This window comes from Vreelandella subglaciescola (assembly GCF_900142895.1).
Taxonomy (GTDB): Bacteria; Pseudomonadota; Gammaproteobacteria; order Pseudomonadales; family Halomonadaceae; genus Vreelandella; species Vreelandella subglaciescola.
On the sequence record NZ_LT670847.1, the window covers coordinates 1249633 to 1275709 of the forward strand.

Annotated in this window: 26 protein-coding genes; 8 read left to right on the top strand and 18 right to left on the bottom strand. The window is 64.1% G+C overall.

The window, feature by feature from the left end; all coding sequences use genetic code 11:
- Positions 1 to 13 precede the first annotated feature (13 nt).
- A complete protein-coding gene (gene folB, locus B5495_RS05770) occupies positions 14 to 391 on the top strand; it encodes a dihydroneopterin aldolase (protein WP_079552061.1) in 378 nt (125 codons plus the stop codon).
- Entirely contained in the window at positions 388 to 954 is a 567-nt protein-coding gene (locus tag B5495_RS05775; RefSeq protein WP_079552062.1) for a 2-amino-4-hydroxy-6-hydroxymethyldihydropteridine diphosphokinase, read from the top strand. The genes folB and B5495_RS05775 overlap by 4 nt, the downstream gene beginning before the upstream one ends.
- Here the strand turns inward: B5495_RS05775 and B5495_RS05780 are convergent.
- The 7 genes from B5495_RS05780 to B5495_RS05810 form a co-directional block, all read right to left on the bottom strand.
- A complete protein-coding gene (locus tag B5495_RS05780; RefSeq protein WP_079552064.1) occupies positions 870 to 2015 on the bottom strand; it encodes a tRNA nucleotidyltransferase/poly(A) polymerase-related protein in 1146 nt (381 codons plus the stop codon). The two genes, B5495_RS05775 and B5495_RS05780, sit on opposite strands and share 85 nt — an antisense overlap.
- Positions 2015 to 2830 carry a symmetrical bis(5'-nucleosyl)-tetraphosphatase gene (locus B5495_RS05785; RefSeq protein ID WP_079552066.1) on the bottom strand — a complete coding sequence of 272 codons (816 nt, stop codon included), beginning with the start codon at positions 2828 to 2830 and terminating at the stop codon, positions 2015 to 2017. Before B5495_RS05785 ends, B5495_RS05780 begins: the two co-directional genes overlap by 1 nt.
- 80 nt (positions 2831 to 2910) lie before the next feature.
- The gene (gene apaG / locus B5495_RS05790; protein WP_079552068.1) at positions 2911 to 3288 is read right to left on the bottom strand and encodes a Co2+/Mg2+ efflux protein ApaG; all 378 of its coding nucleotides are present in this window, start codon (positions 3286 to 3288) and stop codon (positions 2911 to 2913) included.
- Positions 3285 to 4112, bottom strand: a complete 828-nt coding sequence (gene rsmA / locus B5495_RS05795; protein WP_079552070.1) for a 16S rRNA (adenine(1518)-N(6)/adenine(1519)-N(6))-dimethyltransferase RsmA — start codon at positions 4110 to 4112, stop codon at positions 3285 to 3287. Before rsmA ends, apaG begins: the two co-directional genes overlap by 4 nt.
- A 77-nt stretch (positions 4113 to 4189) precedes the next feature.
- A complete protein-coding gene (pdxA, locus tag B5495_RS05800) occupies positions 4190 to 5242 on the bottom strand; it encodes a 4-hydroxythreonine-4-phosphate dehydrogenase PdxA (protein WP_231897238.1) in 1053 nt (350 codons plus the stop codon).
- Between the two features lie 15 nt (positions 5243 to 5257).
- Positions 5258 to 6322: a peptidylprolyl isomerase gene (locus B5495_RS05805; protein WP_231897239.1), complete on the bottom strand. Its 1065-nt coding sequence runs from the start codon at positions 6320 to 6322 to the stop codon at positions 5258 to 5260.
- Positions 6323 to 6356: 34 nt separating this feature from the next.
- Positions 6357 to 8807: an LPS-assembly protein LptD gene (locus B5495_RS05810; protein ID WP_079552074.1), complete on the bottom strand. Its 2451-nt coding sequence runs from the start codon at positions 8805 to 8807 to the stop codon at positions 6357 to 6359.
- A gap of 70 nt (positions 8808 to 8877) precedes the next feature.
- Between B5495_RS05810 and B5495_RS05815 the strand changes: the two genes are divergently transcribed.
- The 3 genes from B5495_RS05815 to B5495_RS05825 are packed head-to-tail and all read left to right on the top strand — an operon-like array spanning position 8878 to position 11021.
- On the top strand, positions 8878 to 9894 hold the full coding sequence (locus B5495_RS05815; protein ID WP_079552076.1) for an aminoglycoside phosphotransferase family protein: 1017 nt from the start codon (positions 8878 to 8880) through the stop codon (positions 9892 to 9894).
- On the top strand, positions 9891 to 10559 hold the full coding sequence (murU, locus tag B5495_RS05820) for an N-acetylmuramate alpha-1-phosphate uridylyltransferase MurU (protein WP_079552078.1): 669 nt from the start codon (positions 9891 to 9893) through the stop codon (positions 10557 to 10559). The genes B5495_RS05815 and murU overlap by 4 nt, the downstream gene beginning before the upstream one ends.
- A 42-nt stretch (positions 10560 to 10601) precedes the next feature.
- Positions 10602 to 11021, top strand: a complete 420-nt coding sequence (locus B5495_RS05825) for an OsmC family protein (RefSeq protein ID WP_079552080.1) — start codon at positions 10602 to 10604, stop codon at positions 11019 to 11021.
- Positions 11022 to 11039: 18 nt separating this feature from the next.
- Here the strand turns inward: B5495_RS05825 and lpxL are convergent, their stop codons facing one another.
- The 11 genes from lpxL to ftsB all read right to left on the bottom strand — a co-directional run bounded on the left by lpxL (position 11040) and on the right by ftsB (position 20499).
- Positions 11040 to 11954 carry an LpxL/LpxP family Kdo(2)-lipid IV(A) lauroyl/palmitoleoyl acyltransferase gene (gene lpxL / locus B5495_RS05830; RefSeq protein WP_079552082.1) on the bottom strand — a complete coding sequence of 305 codons (915 nt, stop codon included), beginning with the start codon at positions 11952 to 11954 and terminating at the stop codon, positions 11040 to 11042.
- A gap of 26 nt (positions 11955 to 11980) precedes the next feature.
- Positions 11981 to 13102 (bottom strand): alanine racemase, encoded by a 1122-nt coding sequence (gene alr, locus B5495_RS05835; RefSeq protein ID WP_079552084.1) that lies wholly within the window; start codon positions 13100 to 13102, stop codon positions 11981 to 11983.
- Positions 13103 to 13195: 93 nt separating this feature from the next.
- Complete coding sequence (gene rpoS / locus B5495_RS05840) at positions 13196 to 14173, bottom strand: RNA polymerase sigma factor RpoS (protein WP_079552086.1); 978 nt, start codon at positions 14171 to 14173, stop codon at positions 13196 to 13198.
- Positions 14174 to 14329: 156 nt separating this feature from the next.
- A complete protein-coding gene (locus B5495_RS05845) occupies positions 14330 to 15400 on the bottom strand; it encodes a peptidoglycan DD-metalloendopeptidase family protein (protein ID WP_079552087.1) in 1071 nt (356 codons plus the stop codon).
- 7 nt (positions 15401 to 15407) lie between these two features.
- Positions 15408 to 16352 (bottom strand): DUF368 domain-containing protein, encoded by a 945-nt coding sequence (locus tag B5495_RS05850; RefSeq protein ID WP_154045293.1) that lies wholly within the window; start codon positions 16350 to 16352, stop codon positions 15408 to 15410.
- 38 nt (positions 16353 to 16390) lie between these two features.
- Positions 16391 to 17068, bottom strand: coding sequence for a protein-L-isoaspartate(D-aspartate) O-methyltransferase (locus tag B5495_RS05855; protein ID WP_079552091.1), 678 nt, complete (start codon positions 17066 to 17068; stop codon positions 16391 to 16393).
- Positions 17055 to 17801, bottom strand: a complete 747-nt coding sequence (gene surE, locus B5495_RS05860; protein ID WP_079552093.1) for a 5'/3'-nucleotidase SurE — start codon at positions 17799 to 17801, stop codon at positions 17055 to 17057. Before surE ends, B5495_RS05855 begins: the two co-directional genes overlap by 14 nt.
- Positions 17802 to 17833: 32 nt before the next feature.
- Complete coding sequence (truD, locus tag B5495_RS05865) at positions 17834 to 18901, bottom strand: tRNA pseudouridine(13) synthase TruD (protein WP_079552095.1); 1068 nt, start codon at positions 18899 to 18901, stop codon at positions 17834 to 17836.
- Positions 18898 to 19380: a 2-C-methyl-D-erythritol 2,4-cyclodiphosphate synthase gene (ispF, locus tag B5495_RS05870; RefSeq protein WP_079552097.1), complete on the bottom strand. Its 483-nt coding sequence runs from the start codon at positions 19378 to 19380 to the stop codon at positions 18898 to 18900. The genes truD and ispF overlap by 4 nt, the downstream gene beginning before the upstream one ends.
- 52 nt (positions 19381 to 19432) lie before the next feature.
- On the bottom strand, positions 19433 to 20128 hold the full coding sequence (gene ispD, locus B5495_RS05875) for a 2-C-methyl-D-erythritol 4-phosphate cytidylyltransferase (RefSeq protein ID WP_079552098.1): 696 nt from the start codon (positions 20126 to 20128) through the stop codon (positions 19433 to 19435).
- Positions 20125 to 20499: a cell division protein FtsB gene (gene ftsB / locus B5495_RS05880; protein ID WP_079552100.1), complete on the bottom strand. Its 375-nt coding sequence runs from the start codon at positions 20497 to 20499 to the stop codon at positions 20125 to 20127. Before ftsB ends, ispD begins: the two co-directional genes overlap by 4 nt.
- 215 nt (positions 20500 to 20714) lie before the next feature.
- Between ftsB and B5495_RS05885 the strand changes: the two genes are divergently transcribed.
- The 3 genes from B5495_RS05885 to hexR are packed head-to-tail and all read left to right on the top strand — an operon-like array spanning position 20715 to position 26009.
- Entirely contained in the window at positions 20715 to 23297 is a 2583-nt protein-coding gene (locus B5495_RS05885) for an ATP-binding protein (protein ID WP_079552102.1), read from the top strand.
- 48 nt (positions 23298 to 23345) lie between these two features.
- Positions 23346 to 25088 carry an EAL domain-containing response regulator gene (locus B5495_RS05890; RefSeq protein WP_079552104.1) on the top strand — a complete coding sequence of 581 codons (1743 nt, stop codon included), beginning with the start codon at positions 23346 to 23348 and terminating at the stop codon, positions 25086 to 25088.
- Between the two features lie 24 nt (positions 25089 to 25112).
- Complete coding sequence (hexR, locus tag B5495_RS05895) at positions 25113 to 26009, top strand: transcriptional regulator HexR (RefSeq protein WP_079552106.1); 897 nt, start codon at positions 25113 to 25115, stop codon at positions 26007 to 26009.
- The last annotated feature ends 68 nt before the right edge of the window (positions 26010 to 26077 follow it).

Here is a 26077-nt window from a genome sequence, read left to right on the forward strand (position 1 = left end):
AAGGAAAGTTATGATGGATCGCATTCTGATTGAAGCGCTGGAAGTGGACACGGTGATCGGCGCGTACGACTGGGAGCGCCTCATTGAGCAACGGCTAAGCCTTGATCTTCAGCTTGCCACCGACATTCGCCCGGCAGCGGCCACTGACGACCTGACGCTGACCCTGAACTACGCCGCCATCTGCGAGCGCATTCAGCGCTTTGCTCGGGAGCACGATTTCGAGCTGGTCGAGACCTTTGCCGAGCGGCTGGCGCAAACCCTGCGCGACGAGTTCGCCATCGACTGGCTGCGCCTGACGCTGCGCAAGCCCGGTGCCGTTCCCGCCGCGCGCAGCGTAGGGCTTGAGATCACTCGCGGCACGCTGCCCGGAACCCAGCCAGAAAGCCAATGAGCATGCGTCAGGTGATTTTAGGGCTAGGCAGCAATCAGAACCCGCTCGCCAACTTTCGCCGCTGCCTGACAGCGCTTGAAGCACGTTTCGGCGAGATACGCGCATCCACGGTGTACCAAAGCGCTGATGTGACCCAGCCCAACGCGGATACGTTATCTGACGGTCATGCTGCCGTCTTTCCCGGCCCCATCTTCCACAACATGGCCGTGGCGTTTGCAAGCGACGCCGCTCCGGCGGAGATAAAAGCCTGGTGCAAGGCGCAGGAGCGCGTTCAGGGTCGCCTGCCCAAGAGCGCCGGGGCGCGCACCCATCCCATCGATATTGATCTATTGGCCGTGGGCGATCTGTGCGGCGAGTTTGCTGACAACGACGGCCAAGCCATCCCGTTGCCCCACGGCGATATTTTGCGCCATGCCTTTGTGCTTGGGCCGCTGGCGGAGCTTGCTCCCGATGCCCGCCATCCCCGCACCGATGAAACCTACGCCGAGCTTTGGCAAAGCGCTCCGGCCACGGCATCGCGTCGGCTTACGCCGATCTGCTGGCCAAGCTCAGCCCCTTTATAGCCTTCTGCTATCAGCCCCTGCGGGCTGACGGCTGTCGCCGCCTGAAACGCCTGTTCAAGGCGCGGATAACACGCAGGCGCAAGCGCTTCAGCCAACGAAATCTGAGCGCGCGCGCGTTCGGGCCGGCGCCAGCTATCCTGGCCGTCAAGCCAGGCCATTACGGTATCCGTGCTCAGCGGTTGGCTGACCAGCCGCGCGGTTGCCGCGCTGTGACGGGCGAGCTGCTCGACGGCGCGGGGCAGTTTTAGCCGCTCGGCAAGCGCTTGGCGGCTCTCATCGGACAGCGGCGACACCAGCCGCGCGTAGCGCCAATGGGCCAGCGGGATGTCGGGCCATGTGGGCACGCTTGCCATCGCAGCCAAACACGGCGCTAGCGCCTCACCGTTCATCTCCGCCCACCACGTCGCCAGCGCGCCGCAGTCGTCAAGCGCCGTGAAGTAGGCCTCGGGGCTCGATTCTCCCAGCGCTTTTTCGCTTTCGACCCAGACGCGTTCGGCGGCCAGATGCTCAAGCTCGCCGCTGGCGCTAACCTGTGCCATCAGCGCCCGGGTTTCCGGGGCAATGGCAAACCCGAGCTCGGCGTAGCGCGCCAGAAAACGCGCTGTGCGCAGTACGCGTAGCGGGTCTTCGCTAAAAGCCTCAGACACGTGACGCAGCGCGCGCCGCTGAATATCGGCCTGGCCGCCATAAGGATCGACCAGAGTGCCGTCGGGCGCCTCGGCAATGGCGTTGATGGTCAGGTCACGGCGAATCAGGTCTTCTTCCAACGTGACGTCGGGGCTTGCGTGCACCGTAAACCCGCCGTAGCCGTGGCCGGCTTTGCGCTCGGTACGCGCCAGCGCATATTCTTCGGCGGTATCCGGATGCAAAAACACGGGGAAATCCCGCCCCACCGGCTTGAAGCCTCGCTGGCGCATCATCTCGGGGGTGGCGCCGACCACCACCCAGTCGTTATCCCACACCGGCCGGCCCAGCAGCGCATCGCGCACCGCGCCGCCCACGCGGTAGACCTCAAGGCCGGCTTCGGGCTGTCGTGTTGATGTTGGTTTTGGCTTTTGCATCACGTCTTCTGCCGCCGCTGGCTGGGCACCCGAGTGCGGCGGCCGGAATCAAGGTCAAGCGCGGTCAGCGACCCGCCCCAGGCGCAGCCGGTATCCAGCGTCTGGGCGTTGACCGCCGAGTCGGGCGTGCGCCCTTCAAGTGCTGCCCAGTGGCCAAATAACAAGCTGGCATCATCCTGGCGGGGGAACTGGAACCACGGCGCAAAGCCTGCAGGCGCGCTATCCAGACCGCGCTTGGCGGAAAAGTCCAGCTGGCCTTCAGCGTTAATAAAGCGCATTCGCGTCATGGCGTTGACGATAAAGCGTAGCCGGTCCATGCCGTCAAGGTCGTCGCGCCAGCGGCTTGGTTCATCGCCGAACAGGCGCGCCAGAAACGCACCCGCCTGTTCGCCGGCAAGTGCTTCTTCCACCTCGGCGCCTAACCCCTCGGCTTGGTCAAGGCTCCACTGGGGCAACAGCCCGGCATGCGTCATCAGCGTGGTGTCGCGGCGCACCGTTAGTGGCTGCTGCTGTAGCCAATCCAGCAGCGCATCGCCGTCGGCGGCGTTAACGATAGAGCCAAAGGCGCTGTGCGGCTTGACCGTACCGCTGCGGGCGGCAACGAGGCAGTGCAGGTCGTGGTTGCCCAGCACGCAGCGTGCGCTGTCGCCCAGCGCACGGGCTTCGCGCAGGCAGGCGAGTGAGTCTGGCCCACGGTTGACCAGATCGCCCACCAGCCACAGGCGGTCGCGGCGCGGGTCAAAGGAAAGGGCTTCCAGCAGCGCGACAAACTCGGCGTGGCAGCCGTGCAGATCGCCTATTACATAGGTACTCATTCTTAAGTGCTCATTCTTAAGTGCTTGTGCGTAACGTCTCACGCTCAGGTACTCGTGTTCAGGAGCCGATACCAACCGGCTTAATGAATGGCGCTAGGCTGCGCCAGCCGAAACGGCGACACCGGCACGTCAAAAGAGCGCTGGGTCGTGGTGTCGAGCAGCGTATAGGCGCCTTCCATGGTGCCCACAGGCGTTTCTAATACCGCGCGGCTGGTATAGCGAAAGCGCTGACCGGGGCCAATCAAGGGCTGCTGGCCGATCACGCCCTTGCCGCGTACTTCCTGCGCGTCGCCGCTGCCCTGGGTGATTTTCCAGTAGCGCGCCAACAGCTGAACGCTGCAGTCGCTCTGGTTGTGTACGGTCACCGTGTAGCTGAACACGTAGCGCGTCTCAGCGTCGCTGGACTCCTGCTCGCGGTACTGGGGCTTGATGGTGATATGGATCGATGGCTCGCTCATCGACTGTCGTCTCCCTGGGTTGCTTGCGTCTCGTTTTTTGCCACGCAATTGGCCAGACGCACAAACTCTTCCACGCTGAGCGTTTGCGGGCGGCGACGCGGGTCGATCCCGAGGGCCTCCAGAGTCTCGGCGCTGACCCGGCCCTTGAGATTGTTGCGCAGCGTTTTGCGCCGCTGGCCGAACGCCTGCTTGACCAGCTCGAACAGCAGCGTCGGATCGTCTGCCACGTGGGGCAGCTCGGCGTGGGGCGTCAGGCGCACAATCGCGGACTCCACCGCCGGGCTCGGCACAAAGGCTTCGGGCGGCACCGTGAACAGCTGCTCGACCTGGCAATAGTACTGCGCCATGACCGACAGCCGCCCCCAGTCAGAGCCGCCCGGCTCCGCCGCCATGCGCTCGACCACCTCTTTTTGCAGCATGAAGTGCATGTCGGCCACCGCGCTGCCGGCGCCCAGCAGGTGAATGATCAGCGGCGTGGAGATGTTGTACGGCAGGTTGCCGACCACGCGCAGCGGCGCGCCGTCGCCCCGCAGCTCGGCAAAATCGTACTTGAGCGCGTCGCCTTCATGGATGACGAAGCCGGGATAGTTGAAAAACTGCACCCGCAGGCCGGGAATCAGATCACGATCAAGCTCGATCACTTCAAGGCCGTCGGCGGCGTCAAGCAGCGGCTGGGTCAGCGCCCCCTGCCCCGGGCCGATCTCCACGAGGCGCTCGCCCGGACGCGGGTCGATCGCGTGGACGATACGCCCGATCACCCCGACGTCGCGGAGGAAGTTTTGCCCGAAACGTTTACGAGCGCGATGGTGCGTCACTGCTGACATGAAGCGAGATTCCCAGAGTAGCGATAAGAGTAGCGATAAAAGATAGGCAATAAACGGTAACGGACGACCAACACCGGTTAAGCAGCGCGCTGATCGGCAAGCCGGCGCGCCAGCGCAATCGCCACGCCCAGACTGGCCGGCGACGCCAGCCCTTTGCCGGCCAGATCAAGCGCGGTGCCGTGGTCCACCGAGGTGCGCACCAGCGGTAGGCCCAGGGTGATGTTGGCCGCGCTGCCAAAACCGGCGTACTTGAGCACGGCGAGCCCCTGATCGTGATACATGGCGAGCACCGCATCAACATCAACCAGATGGCGCGGGGTAAACAGTGTATCCGCCGGGTAGGGGCCGCGTATATCCCGCCCCTCGGCGCGCAGCGCGGCCAGCGTGGGGATGATGATATCGATTTCCTCGCGCCCCAGATGCCCGTCTTCACCGGCGTGGGGGTTCAGCCCGCACACCGCGATACGCGGTGCGGCAATGCCGAACTGGTCGCGCAGGTCGGCGTCCAGAATCCGTGCAATGCGGGTAATGCGCTCGGCGGTAATGGCGTCGGCCACCTCGCGCAGCGGCAAATGCGTGGTCGCAAGCGCGACGCGCAGGTCGCTGCTGCCGTCAAACCCGGCGCGGGTGGCGTGCAGGGCGTCGTCGGTGGCCAGCATCATGACTACTTCATCGACGCCGCAGGCGTCGCGCAGCCATTCGGTGTGGCCGGTAAAGCCCGTGTGCCCGCCGTCGATAATCACGCCCTTGTGCAGCGGCGCGGTGGTCATCGCCGCCGCGTGGCCGGCCCGGCAAGCTTCTACGGCAACCGTCAGCGTTTCAATCACATAGTCGGCGTTGGCCGGATTGAGCGTGCCCGGCGCACATGGCGCTCTGAGCGCCACCGGCCACACCGGCAGCACGCCGTCACCGTCAGGAAGCGGATCGCCCGGCTGACAGGGCACCAACGTAACCTCAAGCCCAAGCGCCGCGGCGCGCACTGACAGCATGGCCGGATCACCCACGGCGACGCTTGCCGGCGGCAGTTCACCGTTGGCCGCTAGCATCAGCACAAGCTCCGGGCCGATGCCGGCCGGCTCGCCGGTGGTAATCGCCACCGGCAGACGGCTATCGACGCTGTGCTGCGTCACCTTTAACGTCGCCATTTAAAGCCGGATGTCGACAAAGGCCTGGGAGCGAAGTTCGCGCTGCCAAGTGGTCATCTCTTCGTTGGCGCGGCGCTGGAAGATGGCCTGACGCGCCCCTTCGCGCTGCTCTTTTTGGCTGACGTTTTTCTCGCGGCGCTCTTCGACGTCGATGAGATGAAAGCCGAACTGCGAGCGCACGGGCTGAGAAAGCTGGTCAACGGAGAGCGCTTGCATGGCATCTTCAAACGCCGGCACCGTCTGGCCGGGGCGCAGCCAGCCGAGCTCGCCGCCGTTCAGCGCGCTGCCATCGTCATCGCTCAGCTCGCGGGCCACGGCGGCAAAATCTTCGCCCTGAACAATGCGCTGGCGGGCCTTTTGGGCAAGCGCCTGGGCCTCTTCTGCGCTGCGCTCGGGCGTCACTTCAATCAGGATATGACGAGCGCGGTTTTCTTCGATCACGCCGCCGTTAGCGCCGCCCTGCTGCTCAAGCGTACGCTCGACGTCGCGGTTGCTGATCGAGACTCGCTGGCCAATCTGGCGTTGCTGCACCTTACGGATCAGCATTTCGCGGCGCACCTGCTCGCGCACCTGGGTCAGACTGGTGCCGCCCGCTTCCAGCTGGTCGGCAAACGCCTCAAGCGACAGTCCGTTGGACTCGGCGATCCCGCGCAGCTGGCGGTTAAGCCGGGTGTCATCCACGCTCAGCTTGGCGTCGCTGGCCATCTGCAGCTGAATCGTCTCCAGCACCATGCGTTCAAGCACCTGCTGCTCAAACTCGGCGCGCGGGGGCAGCGCACTGCCCTTGGCTTTTGCCTGACCGGCAATACGCACCAGGCGGTCATCAAGTTCGCTTTGCATGATGGCGCCGTCGTTGACCACTGCCACCACGCGGTCCAGCTGCTGACGCTGGCTGCTGTAGGTCTGTTGGCTATTGTTGGCCTGCTGGGCGCTGGCGGTCAGCGGCACCAGCGCAACGCCGGCGCCCAAACACAGCGTCAGCGCGCTGGAAAGCGCCAGCGTTTTAGGCAAAAAAGACTGAGTGCGCATTGTGGCGCGCAAAAGCCAGGGCGTTGTCGTCGTCATAACACGTTGATCTCTTGAGGGGTTCTGCACCGGCTTACAGCGCCGGCGGGCGATAGCCCGGAATGGTACGTTCAAAGTAGCTGTCGGCATCCTGCCCGGCGCCGCCAAGCCCGTGGAGGACAAAGCGCAAAAACAGCCCGCGGTCGTTGAAGTCGTCTCTGACCCACGCGGTATCGTTGTCGTCTACCCACTGGCGCCATACGACCTGCAGGCCATAGCAGCAGCTGTTCCACTGCACGCCGGCCAGCTGCTCAAGCGGGCGATTGTTGGTTTGATCGTGCAGGTAGCGGCCGATCAAATCAATCTCGGGGCTGGCATTCCAGGCAAAGGACAGATCCCACTCCTCGCGGGCATAGTCGCGATAATCATCGTCGCCGGGTACCACACTCGGAGAAAACCCTTCGATTTCCCAGCGATAGCCAAGGTTGACCACATGGCCATCGGGGTGCCGGTAGCGCAGGTCGACGCTGGTGCGTTCGGTCAGGTCGCGGTGGTCATCGTAAAGCCATTCGGCGCCGGTGCTCCAGCGCTGATTGATCTGCCAGTCGAGGTGCGTGACGATCGGCGAACGATCGCGAGTGGCCTGATAGTAGCTTTCCGGGTTGACGTCGGGGTTGAGCTCCGGCCGCGGCGGCAGGGTTTCATCGTTGCCGTCCAGCCCCACGCGGCGGTCGTCGAAGTACGCGCTTTGACCAATGCCGGCAGAGAGTTTTTCACGCCCGCTGTCGTCCTGCAGAAAGCGCGTTTGCAGGCCGTACGACAGGCGGTTCAGATCGCCCACGCGGTCCACCCCGGAAAAGCGGTGCGGCGACCACAGCTGCTCCTTTGAGAACGCCCGCTCGCGGCTGTCGAACTCGGGCAGGTCGCGCTGATCGGTGCGCGGCACAAAGGCGTAGTTCAGGCGCGGTTCCAGCGTCTGGTGGTAGTCCTCGCCGCCCAGCGACAGCTCGCGCTCGAACGTCAGCCCGGCATCTACCGAGCTGATCGCGACGCTGCGCGTCGGCGTGGTATCGCGCGAGGTTTCGCGGCGGCCGTAGTCCAGCGAGTAGGCGGTGTTCCAGAGTTCGGTACGCGGCTCTATGTAGCCCCAGGGGCGCTCAAAGCGCGCGCCCACCGTGGGCGCCAGATGCACGCGGCTACCCGTGGCGGCTTCGCGCTCGGGCACCTGGGTTTCGTCCACGTCGCGCCAGAAATAGGTCGCGTTGGAGCGCCATTCGCTGTAAAAGCCGTGCCCCAGCTGCCAGCGGGCGTTGGCGGTGACGCTTGGCAGGCGGTAAAACGGCTTGTCGCTGTCGCTCAGCGGATCGTCCAGCCGCTGGTAACCCTGGGCGCGGGCGTCGAGTTGCCAGGTGTCGCCGCGATAGTCAATCTGCGCCAGACGCTCCATGCCGTAGCGGTCGCTTTCGCCGAAGTTGCTGCCGAAATCGTCAAAATAGCGCCCGTCGCTCGCTGCCCCGTAGCGCAGCTGATAGCCGCTGCGCGGCCCCGCGCGGCCAGCGTGCTGAGCATCAATGTACCAGCGGTCGAGGTTTTCGTAGCGGTTGGCGTCGCCGCCGGAGCCGCCGCGATCATCGCTGAGCCAGGCGCCTTCAATGCTGCCCCGGCTCTGGTCCAGCAGATAGCGATATTCCCCCCCGAGCAGCAGCCCGCGGTCGCTGATCCAGCGTGGCGTAATAGTGGCATCGTGGTTGGGCGCAATGTTCCAGTAGAACGGCTGCGCGTAGTCCAGCTGATCGCTGGAGAAACCGATGGTGGGCGTCAAAAACCCAGTGTGGCGGCGATCATCGAGCGGAAAACGTAGCCACGGCCAGTAAAAGACCGGTACGTCCTTGATTTCCAGACGGGCATGTTTGGCCGTGCCAAAGCCTTCTTTCTGGTTGAGGCGAATATCGCTCCCCACCAGCTGCCAGGTATTGGCCCCGGGCGCGCAGCTGGTAAAGCTGGCGTCGCGCAGGCGGTATTGCTGGTCGCCGGTTTGCTCAAGCTGATCGGCCCGGCCGCGCAGGCGCTCTTCGTAAAGCACGTAGTGGCTGTTTTTGACGTTGCCGGTGTCGTTCACCAGCGACAGCGACGCCTCGGTGCCGCGTACCAGCGCACGCCCGTCGCGCAGGGCAAGATCACCTTCGGCATCAACCCGCTCGCGGTTGGCCGGCACGAAGATGCGCTCGGCTTCCAGCTGGGTATTGCCGCGGCGCAGCACGACGTCGCCGCGCAGCAGCGCCTCGCCTGCCGCCGAATAGTCCGACTCGCGGGTTTCCACCGACAGCTCGCGGGGGTCCTCGTTTTCCGGCAACCGATACGCCGGCATCACGTAGCGCCCTTTGCAAACGCGGTTAGCGGCCTGCTCGTCACTCCAGGGCTGCCAATCCAGCGCGTCGGCCGGCAGCATCTCACTGTTGGCCTGCGCCGTCAGCGTGGCACCGACCAGTACGGTACCGGCGAGCGTCTGCGTGATTGGCGCAGTGCGCAAAAATCGCTTGCCCATGTTCGTTATCCTTGGCGTCAAGAAGGCGTATTATACAGCCCGCATGATGCCCGACCAGCAAGGAGCTTGCATGTTCTCTTATCGGTTTAATGCCCTATTGGGCTGGGCGGCGCGCCAGTACGGCCTGTCGCCCGAACAAATTAATCTCTCACCTGCCGGCGGCGATGCCAGTTTTCGCCGCTATTTTCGCCTTGTGCTGCCGGATGGTACGACCCGGATTGTCATGGACGCCCCGCCCGAGCAGGAAGACAGCACCCCCTTTGTCGAGATTGCCCGGCGCTTTAAGGCCGCCGGCCTGCCGGTGCCCGTGGTCCACGCCGCCAACCTGGACGACGGCTTTCTGCTGCTCGATGATCTCGGCGATACCCCGCTACAGGCGCTGTTTGACAGCGACGATGCCGTGCTCACCCAGCACCATGCCGCCCTTGAGCTGATCGCCGCGCTGCAAAACCGCACGACGCCCGAGGCGCTGCCCGCCTATGACGCCGCGCTGCTGCGCCGCGAGCTGGCGCTGTTTCCCGAGTGGTGCCTGAGCGCCTGGCTCAACATCGAAGCGCCCGCCGACTTTGCCCCGCTGTGCGAGGCGCTGATTGAACAGGCGCTGGCCCAGCCGACGGTGACCGTGCATCGCGACTTTGACGCCATGAACCTGATGGTGCATCGCGACACGCTGTACATGATCGACTTTCAGGACGCCGTGGCCGGCCCGCTCAGCTACGACTTGATCTCGCTTTTACGCGGGCGCTACTGGCGCTTTACCCCGGATACGTTCAACGCGCTGACCGAGCGTTTTTATCAACAGGCCCGCGCCGACGGCCGGCTGACCAGCCACGTTAGCGCTGACACTTTTCTGCGCCAGACCCACGCCATGGCCGCCCAGCGTTCGCTCAAGGTGCTCGGCATCTTCTGCCGGCTGACGCTGCGCGACGGCAAAAGCGGCTATCTTGAGCGCCTGCCGCACTTCCTTAACCACCTGGAAGACAGCCTGGCGGCGTTGCCCGAGCACGCTGCTTTCGCCCGCTGGCTAAGCGACACCCTGCGCCCCGCGATTACCCAGCGCTTGGCCGCGACGGAGCCTTGCGCATGAAAGCGATGATTCTGGCCGCAGGCTTGGGCACGCGCATGCGCCCGCTCACCGACACCTGCCCCAAGCCGCTGCTGCCGGTGGGCGGCAGGCCGCTGATCGAGCACCATCTGACGCGTCTGGCACAGGCCGGCATCATTGATGTGGTGATCAACGTCAGCTATCGCGCCGAACAGGTTATCGCCGCACTGGGCGACGGCAAGCGCTTCGGGCTAACGCTGCATTACAGCCGCGAAGCCACACCGCTGGAAACCGGCGGCGGCATTCAGGCCGCTCTGCCGTTTTTGGGCGAGGCACCATTTCTGCTGGTCAACGGTGACGTCTGGTGCGAAACGCTGCCCAACATGACCGCCCTTGGCGAGGGGGATCTGGCGCATTTGCTGCTGGTGGATAACCCCGATCATCACCCCCGGGGCGATTTCAGCCTGCACGGTGGCCGTGTGGCGGCGGACGGCGAGCCGCGGCTGACATTTTCCGGCCTGAGCGTGATAAACCCCGCGCTGGTGGCCGACGAGCCGCCCGGCGCCTTTGCGCTGGCGCCGCTGTTAACAGCGGCAATGCAACAGGGGCGCATCAGCGGCGAACACGTAGCCGGCCGCTGGGTGGACGTGGGCACGCCCGCGCGGCTAGCCGAGCTGGATGCCTACCTGTGCCGCCAGAGAACCTGATACGCTCACGAACGAACGTGACTGACTGATACGGAGAAAAACATGAAAGCACGGGTAAAATGGACCGACGGACGCCAGTTTGTCGCGGAATCTGGCAGCGGGCACAGCGTCGTGATTGACGGCCCGCCCGACCACGGCGGACGCAACACCGGCCCGCGCCCCATGGAAATGCTGCTGATGGGCATGGGCGGCTGCACCGCCTTTGATATTTTGAACATTCTCGAGAAAGCCCGCGCCGACGTCACCGACTGCGTCGCCGAAATGGACGCCGAACGCGCCGACGGCGTGCCCTCGGTCTTCACCAAAATCCACGTGCATTTTGTGGTCACCGGCCGCGCGCTCAAGGAAAAGCAGGTGCAGCGCGCCGTCGAGCTTTCCGCCGATAAATACTGCAGCGCCTCGATCATGCTGGGTAACGGCGGCGTCGAAATCACTCATTCGTGCGAGATCGTCGAGGTCTGACGCCCCGCCGCGAGGCGCTCAGTAAACGCCCGCCTCGCCCTCGGGGCGGGTCTTGAAGCGCCGGTGCAGCCACAGGTACTGCTCGGGGTGCCGGCGGATCGCCTGCTCGATAAACGCATTGATGCGCGTGGCATCAACCACGTCGTCACCGCTGGGGAAACCGTCCAGCGCCGGCAGCGCCTCAAAGGTATAGGTGGCGTTATCCGGGTTGCGGTGAAAGACCAGCGGCACCACCGGCGCGCCGGTCATCCGGGCGATCTTGGCGGTTAATTTAATGGTGGCCGCCTGCTGGCCAAAAAACGGCGCAAATACGCTCGCCGCGCGGCCAAAATCCTGATCCGGCGAGTACCAGACCGAATGGCCGGCTTTAATTCTGCGGACAGCGCCGCGCAGATCGTGGCGGTCAATGATCTGGTCGAAAGACCGCAGCCGCGCGCGGGTCATGAAGCGCTCGAACAGCGGATTATCGTGGGGGCGATACACCGCACCGGCAGAGAAAAACAGCGAGTGCAGCGCGCCGCCCATATCCAGGGTGGAAAAATGCACGCCGATAATCAGCACTCCTTTGCCCTGCGCCTGAGCGCGCGCCATATTTTCCTGGCCCACATACACCGCGCGGTGGCGCAACGATTCGGGATCGCGACACCAGGCGGTGGCGGTTTCCACCAGTCCGATGCCGTTGGCAATGAAGGTGTCTTTCACTAATCGGCGCTGGGCCTCAGCGTTTTTTTCCGGAAAGCACAGCGCAACGTTGGTCGTGGTAATACGCCGGCGGCGCTTGGCAAAGCGCCACGCAAGGCGACCAACGCCGCTGCCCACCCACATTTTCAACCGCCACGGCAGCCAGGCGGCAACGTACATGGCGCCGATGGCCAGCCAGGTGGGCCAATAGCGCGGATGAGCAAACGAGCGGGGATAGTGCGATTTTGCCATGAGGAAAAAAGAGCCTGTAAAAAAGTCTAGCGCGTCATACCGTGAGGAAGAATACCAACGCCATGATAGCGCCGGGGAACCCGCGGCAGCACGCCGGTTAACAGGGTGTAGCTGATGGTATCGCAGTGGCTTGCGACCTCATCAATAGAGAGCACCGCGCCGTTTTCGGCCCGCCCCCAGAGCACGACTTCGCTGCCGATGCGCACGTCGTCAATGCCGCTCACGTCAACGGTGAGCATATCCATCGAGACCTTGCCGGCAAGGGCGGCGCGCTGGCCATTGACCAGCACCGGCGTGCCGTCGGCGGCGTGGCGATCGTAGCCGTCGCCGTAGCCGGCGGCCACGACTGCGATACGGGTAGGCGCTGCGGCGCGAAAACGGCCGCCGTAGCCCACCGGCTCGTCGGGGCCGATGTCGCGCAGGGCAATGATTTCTGCACGCAGCGTCATCACCGGCTCAAGCGCGCCGGAGGCCGCGTTGGCCTGCTCCAGCGGGTCGCTGCCGTAAAGCATCACGCCCGGACGGTTGAAGGCGCCATGAGTCTCGGCGTGGGCCAGGGTTGCCGGAGAATTGGCCAGACTCAGCGGCGCATCAAGCCGGCGGGCCAGCTCGCGCACGCAGGCCAGCTGGCGGTCGTAGTGTTCGCTTGCAGCCGCATCGGCGGTGGCAAAGTGACTCATCAAATGCAGCTCGCCCACCTGCGGCGCCGCGCTTAGCGCGTGCCACACGGCGTCAATTTCGGCGGGGGCAAAGCCCAGCCGGTGCATACCCGAGTCAACCTTGAGCCAGATCGGGATCGGCGCTTTGGGAGTAAACGCCAGCAGTGCCTCAAGCTGCCAGCGGCTGTGCACGGCCATCCACAGCCGGTGCGCGTCTACCTGCGCCAGCTCGTCCGCGCTGAAAATGCCTTCCAGCAGCACAATGGGAATATTAATGCCGCCGCGACGCAGCACCAGCGCTTCTTCCAGGCTGGCCACGGCAAACGCCGGCGCATCATCCGCCAGCGCACGGGCGCAGGCCAGCGCCCCGTGGCCATAGGCGTCGGCCTTGATCACGGCAACCGCGCGGCTTTGCGGCGCGCAGCGCTGCGCCAGCTGATAATTATGACGCAGCGCGTCAAGGTCAATATGGGCCACCAGCGGGCGCATGCGTATCTCGCTTCATCTTTTTAACAGGGAGGTGTGTATTACAGGCGGCCAGCGCCCGTCGCTCAGGACGGGCGCTGGCCATTTGCTGCACGATCAGCTTTCAAAAATGGCATCCAGCGACAGGCCCTGTTTTTCCAGCAGGCGGCGCAGTTTTTTCAGGGCTTCTACCTGAATCTGACGCACACGCTCCCGGGTCAGGCCTATTTCAACGCCAACTTCCTCAAGGGTGGCGGCTTCGTGGCCACGCAGGCCGAAGCGGCGCACCACCACTTCGCGCTGCTTGTCACCCAGAGAGCCAAGCCAGTGGTCCACATGCTCTTTGACATCGCCATCCACCAGCGACGCTTCGGGGCCGGCATCGTCATCGTCGGCCAGGGTATCGATCAGCGGCTTGTCGCTATCGCCGCCGACGGGATAATCCACCGACGACACGCGCTCGTTCAGCCCCAGCATTTTCTTGATCGTGGCCACCGGTTTGTCCAGATGCTCGGCGATTTCTTCGGCCGTGGGTTCGTGGTCAAGCCGCTGAGTCAGCTCGCGCGCCGCACGCAAGTAGATGTTGAGCTCTTTGACCACGTGAATCGGCAGGCGAATCGTGCGGGTCTGGTTCATCAGCGCCCGCTCGATGGTCTGGCGAATCCACCAGGTGGCGTAAGTGGAAAAGCGAAAGCCCCGTTCGGGGTCGAACTTCTCGACCGCGCGAATCAGCCCCAGATTGCCCTCTTCGATCAGGTCCAGCAGCGTCAGCCCGCGGTTCAGGTAGCGCCGGGCGATCTTGACTACCAGCCGCAGGTTGGATTCGATCATCCGCGAGCGGCCAAGCGGCTCGCCCTTACGCGCCATGCGGCCGTAATAGACCTCTTCCTCCGGCGTCAACAGTGGCGAAAAGCCGATTTCATTCAGATAAATCTGGGTGGCATCCGAACTCGGCTTCTGCGCCCGACCTTCACGCCCAAGGGCTTTTTCAAAGGTTTCTTCTTCGGCAGCGACTCGTTTGTCATCCAGCTCGCCGAGCGCCTCTTCCACCGCGTTCAGATCCACTTCCTGAATACCTTGCTCCAATATACTCATCGCTACCACTCCCTAATGTCATCAGTCGCTGAGCTGCCAGCGGTGATGCCGGCGGGCTTGATACCCGCCTTTGTTATTGTAATAGGGCGCCGTTAACTGGCGCGTGTTACTAGCGGTGATTGGCGGCGTCGGGGCAGGTTCAGGTGCTATCTGACCCTAGCGTGAAGGCAGATACGTCAGGGGATCCTGGGGCTCGCCGTCCTTGCGTACCTCAAAATGCAGCTTGACGCTGTCTGCATCGCTATTGCCCATCGTAGCAATCACTTCGCCTGCTTTGACCACGTCGTTTTCGCTGACGCTCAGGCTATCGTTATGTGCATAAGCCGATAAAAACTGGTCGTTGTGCTTGAGCAATACCAGATTGCCATAGCCGCGTACACCGCTGCCTGCATAGACCACGATACCGGGGCCGGCGGCTTTGACAGATTGCCCCTTTTCCCCGGCGATATCAATGCCTGCGGTGATGCTGCCATCCTCGTCAAAACGTCCGTCAAGCTTGCCTTCTACCGGCCATTGCCAGGCAATATTCTTGGCCGGCGTATAGCTGCGATCAGCGCGTTTTTCGCGCGTGCTGGCGGCGTCTGGCGTCTTCTTCGCTACGCTTTTGGTTTTCTCCGGCGTTTTCTCTGCGGCGCTCGCGGGTTCTGTCGCCTTGACCACCTGAGTCTTCTCAGCATCCGCCGTACCGGCATCGGGCTTGCTGGCCCCGGCGTTTGATGCTTTCTTCACCACGTCTTTATCGACGTCATTGCCGGCAGCTGCCGGAGAGGTGCCCTGCGTGGCGACCGGCTCATCGGGCAGCAGCCAGTCAACCTGCTGGCTGCCGACCGGCTGAACGCCGGCACCGCTTTGTCCCGCGGCGCTGCTGACTTGCCCAGCCTGGCCCAGACCGGTGGCGACCGCGCCGCCACGGGAGGTATCAGGCTGCGTCTGCGCTACCTGACGGCTACCATCGGCCTGCGCGCCCTTACGCAAACGAATCGCTTGCCCCGGAAAAATGCTATAGGGCGGCGCGATGTTGTTAAGCGCCGCCAGGCGGCGGTAGTCAAGGTTGTGCTCCCAGGCAATCCCGTAGAGCGTATCGCCGGTTTTAACGGTGTATTGCGGCGTGTTTTTCACCGCCTGCTGAGCATCGCTCACATCACGCACCTGGGGGCGGGAATGCTGCTGGTTGACGCAGCCGGTAACGGCCAGGGCCAGCACAGACATCACGAAAATCTTGCGCATGCGACTCTTACTCCTGTTTATCAGCGCTTGTTCGGGTAGCGTTTGACTCCGCTTTACGGGAGCGGAGAGTGCGGCGTTTGGCCTGCTGATTCAATGCCACCACCAGCAGTGCGCCAACGAGCATCAACGCCATCACGCCGGCGGTTTGGGCGGAGGCGCCGGTGAGCGTGGCGTAGTCGCCGGGCAGCAGATAACGGTGCGCCAGCGGAATCAGCTGCCCGTCAGGGCCCAGCTGGTAGCGTATCAGCTCGCGCCACGGCCAGAGAAGCGGCAGCGAGCCAAGGATAAACCCCAGCAGCAGCTGCATGGTGGCCGCGTGATGGCGATGCAACAGCCATGACAACAGCCGCGAAAAAAGCATCAGGCCGATCACGCAGCCGCCGCCAAACAGCGCAATAATACCGACATCCAGCCCGCGAATGGCCTGCATGATCGTGCCGTAAAGCCCCATGGACAGCAGCAAAAAGCTGCCCGACACGCCCGGCAACAGCATGGCGCTAATGGCGATGCTGCCGGCCAGCATCAGCATCAGTGAATCGTTGCCCACGGTGAGCAACAGCGGCATCAGCGACGGCAGCGCACGCGCCAGCCACAGCCCCAGACCCAGCGCAATCAGATGGCGCCATTTAAAGCGTTCGCGCGCGTCGTTAACCACCAGCGTTGATGCCGCCACCAGGCCAAAAAAGAAACCGTCCAGCAGCAGCGGATAAGCCTCCATCAGCCATACGGCAAGGTGGGCAACGCTGAACACAGCGAGCGCTACGCCGGCCAGCAGCGGGATAATAAAGGCCAGATTGAGGTGGCGTACAAGCCCTTGCAGGCCGCCGCGACGCCAGGCGCCAAACGCGCCGGGACCAAACTGGCGAATGGTATGAATCAGCTCGGCATAAAACCCGCTGATAAATGCGATGGTGCCGCCGGATACGCCGGGCACCGCGTCGGCTGCCCCCATGCCGGCACCGGTTAAAAAGACGCGTAACCTGGAACGGTTCACTCCACAACTCCTTCCAGCAGGGGAACAAAGCGCACGGCTTCAAGACGGCGCTGTTCAAAGGCGCGCCCCACGCGGCGCACCCGGGTCAACCACTGCTTGCCATCGGGCGTTTCCAGCGGCGCAATCAGTACGCCGCCGTCGTTTAGCTGCTCAAGCAGCGCCGCCGGCAGCGTACGCGCGCAGGCGGTCAATAAAATAACATCAAAAGGGGCGGCGCAAGGCCAGCCTTGGCTGCCATCCGCCGCTTTAAGCCGCGCTGGGGCGTCCAGCCCTTTCAGGCGTTTGGCCGCACGCTGATGCAGCGCCGAAATGCGCTCGACGGAATACAGCGCGGGCACCAGACGTGACAGGATCAATGTCTGATAGCCCGACCCGGTGCCCAGCTCCAGCACGCGCCGGGGTGCTTCCTGCAGGACAAGCTCGGTCATCCGCGCAACGGTCAGCGGACGCGACAGCGTCTGGCCAAAGCCGATGGGCAGCGAGGTGTCCTCGTAGGCACGGTGGGCCAGCGCTTCGTCGACAAACAGGTGGCGCGGCTCGGCCGCCATGCCCTCGAGCACGCGCGCATCGCGGATCCCCTGACTCGCCAGCCGCTCGACCATGCGATCCCGGGTGCGCTGGGAGGTCATTCCCCGGCCGCGTCGCGCGCGGTGAGAAAGTTCAGGCAAAAGCATCCAGCCAATCCTGTACGTCGTGGCGCGCCGTGTGGCGCGTCAGGTCGGTCTGCAGCGGGGTGATTGACACCCAGCCGGCCTCGATGGCGGCAAAATCGGTGTCCTTGCCGTCATCGGCGTTGGCGCCCACCGGCGCAATCCAGTAGCGCGTCTGCCCGCGTGGGTCCTGCGTAGCGACGGGTTTAGCGGCGGGGCCGCGATAGCCCAGCCGCGTGACCTTGACGCCCTGAATCGCGTCCCAGGGTAAGTCCGGCACGTTGACGTTGAGCAGCGTACGCGGCGGTAGCGACAAGTTGGACGCCGCACCGATCAGCGTGGCGGCCACCCGGACAGCGGTGTCGAAGTGGCGCTTGCCACACAGCGACATGGCAATGGCCGACATGCCCAGATTGCGCCCTTCCATGGCCGCGGCCACGGTGCCGGAATACAGCACGTCGTCACCCAGGTTGCTACCGTGATTGATGCCGGCAATGACCAGATCAGGCCGTTCATCCCAAACGCCGTTAACGCCCAGATACACGCAGTCGGCGGGCGTGCCGTCAACGCTGTAAAAGCCGTTTTCCAGCGCGGTGAGCGACAGCGGGCGCGACAGCGTCAGCGAATGGCTGGCGCCGCTGCGGTCACGGTCGGGCGCCACCACGCGCACCTTGGCATGGGCTATCAGCCCGTCGTGCAGCGCACGCAGCCCCGGCGCGTGAACGCCATCATCATTGGAAAGCAGCAGTCGCCGCATGGTCTTTCTCTCCTTGTTTCAAGCGATCCGTTTCAACCGGCAGGCAGCGGGGCAAAGTCCGGGTGGGCGATCAGCTCGCGCAGCACGGCGGTGGCAAAACTGCCTTTCGGCAGCGAAAACGTCAGCCGGATGCCGGCGTCAAGCGGCGTCAGTTCGGGATCGCCCAGCCGCAGCCGCAGCGCACGGCGAGCGCACTTGGCGCCGGCCTGCTCGATACCGGCACACAGCGCCGGGTGGTCATGTTTCAGTTGCGCCTCAAAACGCTGCGCCGGCGCGGTGGGCTCGGCCTCCGCCGACATGCCCGTGCCCCACAGCGGACCGGCCGGGTGCAGGTCAAGCTCGGCGGCGCGGCGGCGCAGCTCGTCGTCTGCCTGCTCGGCGGTAAACACGCTCTGGGTGCCCTCCAGCATCAGCGTATCGCCATCCAGCGGCGTCGCCCAGCAGCCGGCCTCCACTCGTGCGCCCAGCAGCTCATTAAACAGAAAGCTGCGCGCGCTGGAAAGCAGCATACCCTGACGGTCGTCGCGTTTACGCCAGCCCCGGGCAAACAGCGCCTGCACGCGATCAAGGTTGCGCCCGCCGGCGCCAAACCGCTGGGGGCCAAAATAGTTGGGCACGCCAAATTCGCACAGCGCCTGCCAGCGCGCGCCAAAATCCTCGGTCTCAACGGCGTCGCCGCTAATCCGCAGGCTGAAGCGATTGGTCCGGTGAACACCGCGCTTGAGCTTGCGCGGGTGACGGGCACGCTCAAGCACCGTGGTACCCAGCGCCGCCAACCGCTCTTCAAGCTGTTCTGGCGCATCCCGGCCGGGCAGGTGCACGCTGAGCCACTGGCGAGTCACCGCGAGGCGGTCTTTCATGCCCGAATAGCCGATGCCTCTGGGCGTTACCTCGCACAGTCGCGCCAGCATATTGACGACGTCGAGCGTGGTCTGGCGTCGCTTTTCGATGCGCAGCCAGAGGTGTTCGCCGTGGCCTTCCGGCGCGAAATCGAGCGCCTCATCGACGAGAAAATCTTCCGGCGTGGCGCGATAGTCACCGGGCTTGGGCGGGCCAAACGTCGCGTCCAGGCAGCGCGCCCAGTCAAGCGTCAGGCTCATACGCCGCTGCGCCGGGTTAATAGCACCACCGCCTCGGCGGCGATGCCTTCGCCACGGCCGGTAAAGCCCAGCCGCTCGGTCGTCGTGGCCTTGACGTTGACCTGACCCAGCGAGAGCTTGAGATCAGTGGCGATGGTCTCGCACATGGTGTCGATGTGCCCGGCCATTTTCGGCGCCTGCGCCATCAGCGTGGCGTCCAGATTCACCGGGGTGAAGCCTTCGCCCTCGACCAGCTTGAGCACCCGGCGCAGCAGCTCGCGGCTGTCGGCGCCTTTATAGGCGGGGTCGGTATCGGGAAAGTGGCGGCCAATATCGCCCAGCGCGCAGGCGCCCAGCAGCGCATCGCACAGCGCGTGCAGCAGCACGTCGCCATCCGAGTGGGCCACAAAGCCCTGCTCAAACGGCAGCTTGACGCCGCCGATCATCAAATGATCGCCGGGCCCAAAACGGTGGACATCAAAGCCGTGGCCGATGCGCATGGAAAACTCCTGATAGCAAACGTGTCCTGAGCGCAAACGCGTACAGGGAAACTTATAACCGGTCGTCCTGCGCCGCCAGAATGGCCGTGGCTAGCGCCAGATCGTCCGGATGGGTCACCTTGAGGTTATCCCGCCGCCCGCTGACCAGCCGCGGCCGGCCGCCCAGCGCTTCAACCGCCGAGGCTTCGTCAGTGACTCGCGCCCCGCTCGCCTGCGCCTTTTCCAGTGCACGGCGCAGCCGGCCGTAGGGAAACCCCTGAGGCGTCAGCGCGTGCCACAGCCCTTCGCGGGGCTCGGTGCGCGCGCAGCTGCCGTCGGACGTGGCGCGTTTCATGGTGTCGGCCACCGGCATCGCCAGCAGCGCACCGTCCGCGTTGTTAGCGGCTGCGCTGGCCAGCGCGCGCACGTCCTGTGGCGTGACGCAGGGTCGCGCCACGTCGTGCACCAGCACTACGTCATGCTCATTGGCGGGCATGGCGCGCAGGGCGTTCAGCACGCTATCCATTCGCTCGGCGCCGCCGGCCACGCGTTGCCAGCGGGTAAACGGCACCTGCCCGGGGGCAAACCAGGCGTCATCATCGTCCAGGCACAGCACCAGCTTCGCCTCGGGCAACGCGGCGTGCAGGCGCGCAAGCGTGCAGGCCAGAATGGTCTCGCCCGCCAGCGGCAGGTACTGCTTGGGGCGGTCAGCGCTCATTCGCCGGCCCTGCCCCGCCGCGGGCACGATCAGCCAGACAGGCACGTTCACAAGCCCGCCTCGCCGGAAGATGCCGCAGCGCGCGCATCAGGATTTTGCGGCGCGGGCGTGTCGTAAGCGCTCACGCCCGGCACCCAGAAAAACTGCTCGTCGGCACGCACCATGCCCATATCGCTGCGGGCGCGCTCTTCCACGGCGTCAAGGCCGGTTTTCAGGTCTCTGACCTCGGCGGCCAGCCGGGCGTTGCGCTCGCGCATCGGCGCGTTGGCCGCTTCCTGAGCGTCAACCCGGGTTTGCACCTGCTGCAAATCCTGCCAGCCGCCGCGCCCCAGCCACAGCTTGTATTGCAGCAGCGCCAGCAGAGCTAACAGCCCCAGTACGAGCCACTTGCGAAAAGGCCAAGCCTTGGTTTTGCTACTCACCGCATACGCCTGTGTAAAGCCTGTTGAAAGGATGAAGAAAACAAGGCGCCCGACCCACTGGCCGGACCCGCGTAAAATCGGCGCATTATGCCATCAAGGACGGGCAAGCGGCCACGGCCGGCCAGATAATTTCCCCGTTCGTGGACGAACGTTCAAGTTGTCGGGCATTGTGCCGTTATAGTAGTGACGCCATTTAACCGACTTCTGGAGCGCCCATGCAAGCGCCTGATATCCCCACGAATGAAGCCCGGCGCTTGCAGGCACTGCGCGACCTTGAGGTGCTGGATACCCCCGCGGAAGAAAGTTTTGACCGCCTGACCGAGCTGGCCCGGGAAATTTTCGGCGTTCCCGTCGCGCTGATTTCATTGATTGATACCCAGCGTCAGTGGTTTAAATCGCACCCCGGAGTCGATGCCTGCGAAACCGGCCTCGACGTGTCGTTCTGCGCCCACGCCGTCGCTGACGACGACACTTTGGTGGTTACCGATCTGACCGACAGCCGCTTTGCCGACAACCCGCTGGTGGCCGGCGCGCCACACATCCGCTTTTATGCTGGCCACCCGCTGCGCCCGCTGGACGACATGCCAGTGGGCACGCTATGTCTGCTTGACTATCACCCGCGGACGTTTTCTGCCCACGAGCGTCGTCTGCTGGCGGGACTTGCCGGCCAGGCGGAAGCGCTGTTGCGCCAGAACAAGCTAAGCGCCGACCTGGCGCACACGGCCAAGCGCTTCGAGACGATCTTTTTCACCAGCGCCACCGCCAAGGTGCGTATCGATCGCAATGGTCGGATGATTGCCATCAACCCGTTTGCGCTCAACCTGCTGGGCTACGTCGAGAGTGACGTGGTCGGGCAAAACGTCGCCATGCTGGCGCCGCCGGACATCCACCCCCATCACGACGGCTACATCCAACGCTACTTGGACGGCCATGAGCCCCGGGTCATCGGCAAGGGCCGCGAGGTAGAGGCGATGCACAAAGACGGCCACCGGGTGCCGGTACATCTGGCCATCAATGCCATTCACGACGAGCACGGTCAGGTGGAGGAATTTCTCGGCGTGCTCACCGACCTGCGCGACATTCAGGCGGCCAACCGGCGCATCCAGAAAGAGCAGGCGCTGCTCAGCGTGCTGCATCAGGGGATTACCGATTATCAGGCGCTGATGTCGGGTAAAAAACTCTGGACGTTTTTAATGGAAGCCCTGCGCGAGCTGACCGACAGCGACTACGCCCTGATCGGCGAAGTGCTGCCAGGCGATAACGGCAACGCCTTGAAGGTTCACGCCATTACCGATCTGGCCTGGAGCCCCTCGTCGCGCCAACTGATGGAACAGCTGCGCAGCGGCAACATGATGTTTACCCGGGCAGACACCCTGCTTGGCCGGGTTTACGCCCAAGGCGAAGTCGTCATGACCGACGATCTGTATCAGCACCCCCAGCGCGGCGGCCTGCCGCCGGGCCATCCGGTGCTGGATAACTACCTCGGCGTACCCATTTACAGCGGCAGCGAGCTGATCGGTATGTACGCGATTTCCAACAGCCGGCAAACCCTCGATCAGTCGCTTTTACACTGGCTTGAGCCGTTTACCGCCACCTGCGCGCTGCTGATCAACCTGTACCGGCAAATGGCCGAGCGCGATCAGGTCTTGCAGGATCTGGCCCACGCCCACGACCAGGCCCAGCGCGCCAATCAGGCCAAAAGCGAGTTTCTTTCGTCCATGAGCCACGAGCTGCGCACCCCGCTCAACGCCATTCTCGGCTTTGCCCAGCTGCTGGCCAGCGGCCGACGCGAACCGCTGAGTGACAAGCAGACACGCCAGGTCAACCAGATTGAAAAAAGCGGCCAGCACCTGTTGAGCCTGATCAACGAGGTGCTGGATCTGGCCAAGATCGAGTCCGGCCACATGCCGCTGTCGCTTGAAACCATCACCCTCGCCCACGTGATTGAGGATGTCTGCCAGACCCTGGAGCCCAGCGCCGAGGCGTCGGGTATCCGTCTGGCCTGCACCCCGCCGCCGGCTGAATCGCAAGTATGCGCTGACTACACCCGCGTCAAGCAGGTGCTGTTCAACCTGATCTCCAACGCCATCAAATACAATAGTCCCAACGGCAGCATTCAGATAACGGCCGCGCCCCGCGACGACGCCTTGAGCGTCAGCGTGACCGACACCGGCCCGGGCATTGCCGCGCATCGCCGGCACGAGCTTTTCGAACCGTTCAACCGGCTTGACGCCGAAAACGGCCCGGTGGAAGGCACCGGCATCGGGCTGGCCATTACCCGCGAGCTGGTCGAACGCATGGGCGGCATCATCGACGTGGACAGCGCACCCGGCGAAGGTTCGACGTTCTGGTTTACCCTGCCCCGCAGCAACGAAGACGCCGCAGCCCGTGCTCACGGCGAGGCCACGCGCCCGGCCAGCGAGTTTCAGCAGCAGACGCTTATCTACGTGGAAGATAACCCCGCCAACCAGCGGCTGATGGAAGATATCATCGACGACGTGGACGGGCTGGTGCTGCGTACCGCCCCCAGCGCCGAGATGGGGCTTGAGCTGTTACGCATCACGCCGGCGGCACTGGTGATGATGGATATCCACCTGCCCGGCATGGACGGCTATCAGGCGCTGGCGGCCATTCGCCGGGACCCGCACCTCCAGGCATTGCCGGTGGTGGCGCTTTCGGCCAGCGCCATGCAGCGCGATATCAACAAGGCGCTGGACGCCGGATTTGATGCCTATCTCACCAAGCCGCTGGAAATTGCTAAACTAATGGCCACGTTAAAACGCTACGTTATTACTTAAGCTCGGCCGTCAATACGCGCCGCGCCGTCAGCAGACAGGGAAGACACCATGACGCTCGCCACCCAACACCTCCTCGTTGTCGACGATAACCCCGTCAACGTGGAGATGATGCTGGACCTGCTGGATGATCACGACTTTGATCACGCCCACGGCCTGAGCGACCCCCGCGAAGTGCTGGGCTACTGCCAGGCAGCCCGCCCCGATCTGCTGCTGCTCGATATCCGCATGCCCCACCTTGACGGCTACGGCGTCATCGAACAGCTGCGCCAGCATTTTGGCAGTGACATGCCGCCGATTATCGTGCTGACCGCACAGGTCGACGATGCCACCCGCCACCGCGCGCTGGAACTGGGCGTGCGCGACTTTCTCACCAAGCCCTTCAAGCACGACGAAGTCCTGCAGCGCATACGCAACATTCTTGACGTGGAAAAGCGCTTCAGCATACGCGACCAGCAGGCCGCCACGCTTGAACAGATGGTCGCCAAACGCACCCGTGAGCTGGACCGTCAGTCGCGCACCGACCCCATCACCCGGCTGGCCAACCGCCGCGGGTTGACCAAGGCGCTACGCAAAGCCGCCATGAGCGCTAGCGGCGCGGGACTGCTGTTCATCGCCGTTGAGGGTATCGACGACGTCATTCGCCTGCACGGCTACAGCGTAGCCGAGCGGCTGCTCAAGCGGCTCGGCGAAGCGCTCGGCGAAGCGCTGGATGATTCCCGGCAGCTCGGGCTCTGGGGCGGCAGCGAATTTCTGGTCATCGGCCACGAGCACACCGCTGAGGCGCTTAGCGCGCTGGGGGCGACGCTGCTGCGCATCTTCGATCAGGATCAGCCGGTAGATGACTTGCTGCTCAGCGTCAACGCGCGCATCGGCATCAGCGAAGCCACCGGGCATTTCGACCCCGACCGGCTGGTGCAAATGGCCGCCCTGGCGTTACCCCAGGGCAACGGCGCCCGCATACAGCGCTACACCCAGGACCTGGAAGACCAGCAGCGCCAGCGCCTGCACATCCAGCGCGCCCTGCGTGGCGCAACGGAGCGCCACGAGATGTCGTTGGCGTTTCAGCCCAAAATCTGTGCGCAGCACAACCGCGTGCTTGGCGCCGAGGCGCTGCTACGCTGGCATCATCCCGAACTCGGGCACGTCTCGCCGGGGCTGTTCATTCCCCTTGCCGAAGCCAGCGGCGATATTTTCGCCATCGGCAGCTGGGTGATCGAACAAACGCTTGGCTATATCGCCGCGTGGCAGGATGCCGCCTGGATGTCGGCCGATTTCAACATCGCGGTCAACGTCTCGGCGCGTCAGCTAAGCCGCCGCGACTTTGCGGATACGCTGCTCGCCCAGGTCAAACGCCACGGAGTCGAACTTGCACACCTGAGCCTCGAGGTCACCGAGTCCGGCCTGATGAACGATATTCACAACGCTCGCCAACAGCTGGAACAGCTGCACGCCGCCGGCATTGCCGTGGCGGTAGACGATTTCGGCACCGGGCATTCTTCCCTTGCCTACCTGAAAACCCTGCCGCTTTCGACGCTTAAAATCGACCGCGCCTTTGTCATGGACCTGGAAGACAGCCCCGTTGACCGCCAGCTGGCACGCACCATTACCCAGCTGGCTCACGGGGTCGGCTGCGACGTGGTGGCCGAAGGCATCGAAACGCCCGCGCAGGCCGACTACCTGCGTTCCATCGGCTGCGAAATCATGCAGGGCTATTTTTATTCACGGCCGCTGCCCGCCTCCGCCTTTACCGAGCTGTGTACCCGCTGGGAAAATGCCCCCCGGCCCGCCTGACGCCAATCGTTTATGGAGACCCAGATGGCCCACGACCTGCTCGACCGCTTACGCCAGCGTCAGGAAGACCTCAACCGCTCGGAGCGCAAGGTAGCCTGCGTGATTCTTGACGACCCCGCCGCCGCTACCAGCCTGAGCATCGCCAACCTTGCCCAGGCCGCCGGTGTCAGCGAGCCCACGGTCAATCGCTTTTGCCGCAACTTCAATGCCAAGGGATACCCGGATTTCAAGATCAAGCTGGCGCAGAGCCTGGCCGGCGGCACGCCCTACGTCACCCGCGCGGTAGAGCCCGACGACAACGCCAGCCAGTACACCAACAAGATTTTCGGCGCCACCATTGCCGCGCTGGACGAGGCGCGCCGCGACATCAACGTGGACGCCGTCGAACGCATGGTGGACTACCTCACCCAGGCCAAGCAGATCCACTTTTTTGGCCTGGGTGCCTCCGGCGCCGTGGCGCAGGATGCCCAGCACAAGTTTTTCCGCTTTAACCTACCGGTCATGGCCTACGTCGATATCCTCATGCAGCGCATGGTCGCCGCGTCCTGCCACACCGGCGACGTCATCGTGGTGATTTCCTACACCGGGCGCACCCGCGAGCTGGTCGACATCGCCCGGGTGGCCCGCGAAGCCGGCGCCGTGGTGCTAGGCATTACCGCGCCCAATTCGCCGCTGACCCACGAATGCAGCGCCATTCTGGAAGTCGCCACCCCCGAAGACACCGACCACTACATGCCCATGACCTCGCGCATGATCCAGCTGGCACTGGTCGACACCCTGGCCACCGGCGTCACCCTGCGCCGCGGCGAAGCCTTCCTCCCCCACCTGAAAAAGATCAAGGACAGCCTGCGCGACACCCGCTTTCCCGTGGATAACACTCGCAGCGGCAACGGTCGCAGCGATAAAAAACCCGCGTCCTGAATCCGATCACACCTCGCTCATCCATGCCCGAAACACAAAAAAAGGGCCTGACGAAAACGTCAGGCCCT